Source organism: Pantoea sp. CTOTU49201, assembly GCF_032054795.1.
Lineage (GTDB): Bacteria > Pseudomonadota > Gammaproteobacteria > Enterobacterales > Enterobacteriaceae > Pantoea > Pantoea symbiotica.
Genome location: NZ_DAMBSA010000251.1, coordinates 1 through 7,038, shown reverse-complemented (window position 1 = coordinate 7,038; position 7,038 = coordinate 1). Strand labels below are relative to the sequence as shown.

The 7,038-nt window shown below is 54.2% G+C and carries 8 protein-coding genes; 5 read left to right on the top strand and 3 right to left on the bottom strand.

Annotated elements, in window-relative coordinates:
* Positions 1–113: 113 nt before the first annotated feature.
* Genes RTY00_RS16535 through RTY00_RS16520 form a run of 4 tightly spaced genes read left to right on the top strand, consistent with a single transcriptional unit; the run spans position 114 to position 3,116 of the window.
* Positions 114–680 (top strand): peroxiredoxin, encoded by a 567-nt coding sequence (locus tag RTY00_RS16535; protein ID WP_312665167.1) that lies wholly within the window; start codon positions 114–116, stop codon positions 678–680.
* Positions 681–695: 15 nt separating this feature from the next.
* The gene (locus tag RTY00_RS16530; protein ID WP_312665166.1) at positions 696–1,925 is read left to right on the top strand and encodes a protein-disulfide reductase DsbD family protein; all 1,230 of its coding nucleotides are present in this window, start codon (positions 696–698) and stop codon (positions 1,923–1,925) included.
* A 17-nt stretch (positions 1,926–1,942) separates the two neighbouring features.
* Positions 1,943–2,500, top strand: coding sequence for a sigma-70 family RNA polymerase sigma factor (locus RTY00_RS16525; RefSeq protein ID WP_312665165.1), 558 nt, complete (start codon positions 1,943–1,945; stop codon positions 2,498–2,500).
* Positions 2,487–3,116, top strand: a complete 630-nt coding sequence (locus RTY00_RS16520; RefSeq protein WP_312665164.1) for an NrsF family protein — start codon at positions 2,487–2,489, stop codon at positions 3,114–3,116. Before RTY00_RS16525 ends, RTY00_RS16520 begins: the two co-directional genes overlap by 14 nt.
* 148 nt (positions 3,117–3,264) lie before the next feature.
* Here RTY00_RS16520 and yiaK read toward each other — a convergent pair whose 3' ends face one another.
* Positions 3,265–4,284, bottom strand: coding sequence for a 3-dehydro-L-gulonate 2-dehydrogenase (yiaK, locus tag RTY00_RS16515; RefSeq protein WP_312665163.1), 1,020 nt, complete (start codon positions 4,282–4,284; stop codon positions 3,265–3,267).
* Positions 4,265–5,830, bottom strand: coding sequence for an MFS transporter (locus RTY00_RS16510; RefSeq protein ID WP_312665162.1), 1,566 nt, complete (start codon positions 5,828–5,830; stop codon positions 4,265–4,267). The genes yiaK and RTY00_RS16510 overlap by 20 nt, the downstream gene beginning before the upstream one ends.
* 290 nt (positions 5,831–6,120) lie before the next feature.
* On the opposite strand from RTY00_RS16510, the gene yahO reads away from it, so the two are divergent.
* Positions 6,121–6,390 carry a DUF1471 family periplasmic protein YahO gene (gene yahO, locus RTY00_RS16505; RefSeq protein ID WP_154157509.1) on the top strand — a complete coding sequence of 90 codons (270 nt, stop codon included), beginning with the start codon at positions 6,121–6,123 and terminating at the stop codon, positions 6,388–6,390.
* Between the two features lie 135 nt (positions 6,391–6,525).
* Here yahO and RTY00_RS16500 read toward each other — a convergent pair.
* Positions 6,526–7,038, bottom strand: a 513-nt coding sequence (locus RTY00_RS16500) for an HlyD family secretion protein (RefSeq protein ID WP_312665161.1), incomplete at its 5' end; no start/stop codon positions are given.

The window sequence follows — 7,038 nt, the reverse complement described above, 5'->3', positions numbered from 1 at the left end:
AGCACGCCTGCAAAAAATAATTTTCCACCTCACCGAAACTTTCCTCTCTGCTCCAGCGAACTGCATTACTGAGACATCCAAATCGGAACTCCCATTCATCGCAGGAGCAGAAAATGAAACGCATGAAATCCCTCGTATGTACCCTGACCATGACCGCCGCACTGGGTCTGTCCGCCTTCAACGCCGGTGCCGCACTGCCGGTAGGCGCGAAAGCACCGAACTTCGAACTGCAGGGCGCGTTAGCCGGTAAGCCATTGACCTTTTCACTGCAAAATGCCTTAAAGAAAGGCCCGGTGGTGCTCTATTTCTTCCCGGCGGCGTTCAGCGCAGGCTGCACCATTGAAGCGCACGATTTCGCTGAAGCCACCGATAGCTTCGCCAAAATGGGCGCGACTGTGGTGGGCGTAACCGCGGGTAATACCGATCAGGTTAGTGATTTCTCCAAACTGGAGTGCCGCGATAAATTCACCGTCGCCGCCGATCCAGGCGCGAAAGTGGCGGCGCAGTATCAAACCACCATGCAGATGAAAGGCAAAACGCTGTCCGATCGTACCTCTTACGTGATCGCGCCCGATGGCAACATTCTGCTGAGTTACACTGACAGAAACCCGGACACGCACATTGAAAAAGCGATGGCCGCCGTTAAGCAATACGACGCTTCTCACCCGCAAGCTAACTAAGCAAAGAGGCCAGCGATGTTAACCGCCATGCTGGCCGCCTTCATCGGCGGCATCATTCTGAACTTAATGCCCTGCGTGTTTCCGGTGATCTCGCTGAAAGCGCTCGGCTTGTTGCGCCATACCGATAACGCCGCCAGCGCGCGTCGTGAAGGAATGGGCTTTTTACTTGGCGTTGTGGTGACCATGATGGCGCTGGCGGGCATCCTGCTGGCGGCACGCGCCGGTGGCGCCGCGGTTGGCTGGGGTTTCCAGCTGCAATCGCCGCTGGTGATTGCCTTGCTGTCGCTGGTGATCCTCGCCGCCGCGCTTAATCTGCTCGGTGTGTTTGAAGTGGGCTTATCGGTACAACGCGTCGGATCGGTTGACGTTGGTCGCGGTGCCTTTACACGCTCAGCGTTGACCGGTGCGCTGGCGATTATCGTCGCCACGCCGTGCGCCGCACCTTTTATGGCGAGCGCCATCGGTTATGCATTGGTGCAGCCACCTGCCGTCGCCTTAGTGATCTTCTTTGCGCTGGCCATCGGCTTCGCCGCGCCGTTCACGCTGGTATCACTGTTCCCGGCGCTGGCTAAATTCCTGCCGCGTCCCGGCGCATGGATGGATGTATTGAAACGCGGTCTGGCGTTCCCGATGTTTGGCGCGTATGCCTGGCTGGTGTGGGTGCTGGCGCAGCAAGCGGGAAGCGCGGCGCTGGCCACCTTGCTGGCCGCTTCCGTGGTGGTCGCCTTCGCCGGCTGGTTGTACGGCATGGCGCAACATCGCCACTTTGCCGGCAAAAGTCACAAGGTGCTGTATGCCGTTACGGCGGTGCTGATCATCGCCGTCATCGGCCCGCTTCCTGGACTTATCAAACCCGGCGCAGGTCTGGCAGGCGATCAACTGACGGCGGAAGTGACCAAAGCCAAATGGACGCCGCAAGCGGTTGAAGCGCAGCGCGGCCACGGTAAAGCGATCTTTGTCGACTTCACTGCGTCCTGGTGCATCACCTGTCAGGTGAATGAGAAAACCTCGCTCTCAACCCAGGCCGTGAAAGAGGCCATCGCCAAAACCGGCACGCTGTACATGGTGGCAGATTCCACTAAATTTAATCCGGACGTGGATGACACCATGAGTGAGTTTGGTCAGGGCGGATTACCGATGTATCTGGTTTACCCTGCCGATGGCGGACCGCCGAAAGTGCTGCCGCAGGTGCTGACACCGAGTATTGTGGTGAACGCGCTGAACCAGGCGAGCAAGAAGGCGTAAGAACAACAAGGCGGATTATGCAAACAAGCGATAGCGCGCGCGAAAGTTGGCCCGCGCTAATGGAACAGGCGCAGGCGGGCGATCAGCTCGCCTACACCCGACTGCTGAAAGCGCTGGTGCCGGTGATTCGTGCGCAAACACGCAAACAGATCGCCGATAACGCACTGGTAGAAGATGTGATTCAGGATGTGCTACTGACGGTGCATCGGGTGCGTCACACCTATGATCCTGCCTACCCTTTTTTACCCTGGCTGATGGCGATTATCTCGGCGCGCGCGATTGATGCGCTGCGGCGACGTGGCCGCCATCAGCAGTGGGAAATTAACGACGACGCGATGTCGGAAGTGGCCAGTCCGCCCGACGCCCCGCAGCAGGACTCGCAGGAAGAGCTGGCCGGCTACCTGCGCCAGCTGCCCTCGCGTCAGCGCGACATTGTCGAACATGTTCATCTGCGCGAAATGAGCCTGACGGAAGCAGCCGCGCATAACAACCTGAGTGTTGCAGCGGTGAAATCGCTGTTGCACCGCGCGCTGACGAATCTGCGCCGTTTTGGAGCCAATCATGACCGATCATGACCTGTTAATTGAAAAACTCGGGCGCGAGATGCGGCCCGTTAAACCGTTGCGATCCACTGGCAGGCGTGTCTTCACCTGGCTGCTGCTGGCGTTACCTTGTGGCATCGCCGCCAGCTTTTTGGTGCAGCGCAGTTTCACCGACTGGGCGCAGCCCGGCGCGTTGCAGGCAATCTTCCAACTGGTACTGGCGTTTATCCTCGGCACGCTGGCAATCCGTAGCGCCTTCAATATGAGCATCCCCGGACGCCGCAGTATCAGCTGGAAAGCACTGCTGCCGATTGGCTTGCTGTGGCTCGGCATGAGCATCAGCCAGATTCCCGGTGAGGTGCCGATCGAACATGACAACGACAGCGCGCGCTGCTTTACCTTTCTGTTGGTGGTGAGCACGCCGATGATGGTGTTGATGATCGCCAGCTTGCGCCGCACCCGCGCACTGCATCCAGTGCGCAGTTTGGCGATGGCGGGCCTGGGCGTTTCCTGTATGGCAGTGACGCTGCTGGCGTTTTGCCATCCGGTGCATCTGCATCCGCTGGATTTTGTCATGCATCTTGCGGCGATAGTCACGATAGTGGCGATGACGGTGCTGGTGGGGAAACGTTGGGTGACGTTGCGTTAAATATGGATTAAAACGGGGGGCTGTAGAATCCTAGTGCTCGTCAGTTAAACGTGATTCGGTCGCCATGAATGGCGACCCTACAATGGATTGGCGCGTTTTTCGTAGGGTGCGCATTCATGCGCACCTGCATACGTATGCGAATTAATGCTTAACGGAGCGCCGCCAACTGCTGAACTTCCTGCCAAACCCCATCATCAACCGGAATCCCTTCAACCCGATTACGCTCACGTGTCGCGCGTTGGCGCTGACCGGGCCAGGTGACATGATTGAATCCCTCCGCAACCTCAGATCCATTCACATACTGCTGAATAGTCTCGGCCAATTGATCGCTGAAATCTCTGCCGCTGAGTTGCGCCGGGTCGAAGACCATAAAGATCTGGCTGGCTCCGGTGCAGCTACCTTGCTGGATAGTGTCAATTTCTGCGGTACAACTTCCGCCTGAAAGTAGAGCGGCCAGCGCATCCAGCAGAATCGCCAAGCCGGATCCTTTCCAGTAGCCTGTTGGCAGAATACGCATTGATTGCTCGATAGGCGCAGGATCGCTGGTCAAGTTTCCCTGCTGATCAAATCCGCCAGGATACGGCAGTTGTTCCCCGTTCAAACGCGTCACCTGCAGCTTGCCATACGAATATTGCGACATCGCCATATCCAGCACCAGCGACCCTTGTTTTCCGGGTACCGCCATCACAAACGGATTATTGCCGAGTCGGGTATTTATACCGCCCCACGCAGGCATGCAAGATTCGGTGTTGGTCCAGCAAATTGCGGCCATTCCCTGTTCTGCCGCACGCCATCCATAGGTGCCACCCCGCATCCAATGCGTTGTGTTGCGCATCGCTACCAGCCCCATGCCATGCTCACGCGCTAACTCGGTAGCCCGGTCAACGGCCAAAATAGCATTGGTAATGCCCGGCCCGCGCTGCCCATCCCACACTTCCATCACGGCCAAACTCTTGACGCGTTCCGGCACGGCGTTGGCATCAACCCAACCTTTCTTCAAATAATCGACGAAGCGTGCGACCCGATTCAGGCCATGCGACGGAATGCCGTCACAGCTGGTTTCGGTATGAATTCGCGCGCATAACGCCGCTTGTTTCGCCCCTAGCCCGGCGTTTAATAACGCTTGCTCAATCGTAGACTGCATAGTTTCAAAGGTGATGCGTGTCATGTTGCTGGTTTCCTTTAGCAGTAAGGTTTTCTGCGCGTGGATCGATGCGCTTCATGATGTCGTTTTTGCCCCATAAACTGGCCCACGGCCAGCCGGTTAGTCTTTCTGCGACCGCGCGCGTCTCTGCGGAAGCTTCGGCGGGATTTCCGCCCGCATGGCGGCGTTGAATCTCAGCAATCAGCAGCGCGTGATTGTGGCGGTTCAAACTAAAACCACGGGCGCTAAAGAGTCCGACAGTCAGGAAAATTAGCGCACCAATGCCGAATACCAGGGCGATGCCGTGAATGGCTTCGGGGGGCTGACTTACTGCGCCTTTACCCGCAAAACCATAGGATTGCAGTACCAGCCCGACGATAAATAGCGCTACCGCTTGCACAGCTTTGCGCACGAAGGTCATCACGCCAGCAAAGATGCCTTCACGACGCTGGCCAGTCAGCATTTCATCGACGTCCGGAATAAAGCTGTAGATATTCCAGCACACGTATTGGGTACCTGAACGCCCCATTCCCATAACAATCGCTGCGCCCCAAACCATCCACATCTCCGCGCTAATGCCAAACGCATAGAAGCTGATGAACAGCGCCACGCTGATGAGCATCAGGTATTGCGCCAGCTTGTAAGCCGCGCCATTACCAATGTGAATACAGAAAGGGATCCAGGCGGCGATGCAGAAGAATTGCACCACCGACATAAAGGTCATGCTGTTGGCGGCATCAATAGCGCTGTGACCCAGCACAAAAATGATGTAATACGCCAACACGGCGCCAAGCACATCAAGCGCCACATAAGCCCCGAGATACATACCAACGTGCTGACGGAAGGTGCGCACCTGGAAGGTTGAGATCAGTGAGCGGAACAGCGCTTTCATGTCACGTTTGAACTCAACCGGCGCGGGCTTTTCGGTGATCTCGATGGCGCGTTCCCAGGTAAAGAAGTAGAGCCCAAAAATTACGATGGCAAACAGCGTGGCAAAGATGACTGCCATATACAGGAACGAGGAAGAGGCGTTATCACCCAGCACGGCAATAATTGCGCCCGGCAGCCAGGCGGCAAGAATGCCGGCTCCCATTGAGAAGAACATGCGCACGCCAGTCAGACGTGAACGCACATGGAAATCGTGAGCCATTTCCGCCGCAAGCGTTTCGTAAGGCACGATGACCAGCGTGTAGCAGGCATAAAAAAGGATGTAAGTAGCGAGATAGTAAGCAAATCCCATGTCGCTGACCCACATGATGATGTAACTGAAAAACACCAGCGGTGCACCAATCAGGAAGAAAAAGCCGCGACGACCGAAACGCTGCCCAAGACGATTACGCCAGAAGTTGTCGGTTACGTAGCCCATCAGCGGATCGAAAAAAGCATCCAGCAAACGCGCAAAAGCAATCACTGCACCCGCTTCAGCCGGGCTTAATCCGCCATAGGTGGTGTAGAAATACATCAGCCACAGGCCAAGAATGGTAAAACTGCCGCCACCAAAAACATCGCCGCCGCCATAGGCCAGCATGTTTCTTAACTTGATGGGTTTCTCTTCCGAACGGTTAATCATCAGCAGCACCTTGTCAGGAGTTATGCCATAAGAATTGCCCCTTGATTAACTGCCATACAAGAATGTTTCGAAAGTTTTGTGAGGGCTGACAAAATTTCAGCGGATCGATTCGACTAAATTGTGACCGGTAAGACGTTTCTGAAATACTGATGGAAATACAGGGTAACGATGGAATGGATTCAATTTACCAACAAAAACTAATCGTAATGACTTGCTTCAGGTTGTAAATATTTCGCTTCTAAACTATACAATAATAGCAACTCAACTTTCTCTCTAACCCAAGGATCAGTATGAAAAAGTTAATGTTAGGCTTAGTCATTAGCGCTTTATCATTCAGCTCATTTGCCGCACAACTGATGACCAAGGTCGAGTTTGAAAAAGTAAAAGATCAGTATGTCGAGGTTGGCAACATTTCCACTTCAGGAGAAATGGATGCCGCCAGTGCCAAAGAAGAGCTGTCTAAAATGGCAGATGAGAAAGGGGGCGACATTTATATCGTGACCTCCGCGAATACCAATAACAAAATTTATGGTACTGCAATCGTCTACAAGAAAAAGTAATTTAAAAACTGCCTCAGCATGAATATGACTGATGCTGGGGCAGTCCTTTTCAAATGCAATAACCTTAACGTAGGGTCGCCATTCATGGCGACCGATTCATGCTTAACTGAAAAACATTAAATCATCTCTGTTTTATTAATGGTCAAGATACAAATAATGAACCCAGCTGGTCATGCGCAGCAATACTTTACGCATTACTGAAACATGCGAAAAGTGATCGGAATAAACAGCAACCTGCGCAAAAATACCATCCGGCAATGCATCGACTGCCGCATCAGGATCCAATTCAACCACTGCCAGCACGCCATCCGAACCGGGATCAATGGTTAAAGATTGCAAGGTTCCCTGAGCCTGATAAGTACCGCCCGAAACCACCGGAATAATTCTCAGCAGTTTTGCGCTGAATACTTGCCCCGGTAGCGCATTAAATACCACTTCCGCTTCATCACCGGGCGTTAAACGCAACAATGAATTTTGTCGGAATTGCGCAATAACCTGACGTTTCTGTTCAGGTATAAAAATCATCACTGGCCGCAGTGGCAATGAAGATGCGAAAGAACCGGGACGAATTAACACCTGCGTTACGTATCCATCACTCGGCGCACGAATAATCGTTTGATCAAGGTTATATTGCGCCTCAGCTAACTG

Bases quoted from the DNA above. Each gene is read 5' to 3' on its own strand.
- RTY00_RS16525 (WP_312665165.1), top strand. From the start codon at position 1,943: ATGCAAACAAGCGATAGCGCGCGCGAAAGTTGGCCCGCGCTAATGGAA.
- RTY00_RS16520 (WP_312665164.1), top strand. From the start codon at position 2,487: ATGACCGATCATGACCTGTTAATTGAAAAACTCGGGCGCGAGATGCGG.
- RTY00_RS16530 (WP_312665166.1), top strand. From the start codon at position 696: ATGTTAACCGCCATGCTGGCCGCCTTCATCGGCGGCATCATTCTGAAC.
- RTY00_RS16510 (WP_312665162.1), bottom strand. From the start codon at position 5,830: ATGATTAACCGTTCGGAAGAGAAACCCATCAAGTTAAGAAACATGCTG.
- RTY00_RS16535 (WP_312665167.1), top strand. From the start codon at position 114: ATGAAACGCATGAAATCCCTCGTATGTACCCTGACCATGACCGCCGCA.
- yahO (WP_154157509.1), top strand. From the start codon at position 6,121: ATGAAAAAGTTAATGTTAGGCTTAGTCATTAGCGCTTTATCATTCAGC.
- yiaK (WP_312665163.1), bottom strand. From the start codon at position 4,284: ATGACACGCATCACCTTTGAAACTATGCAGTCTACGATTGAGCAAGCG.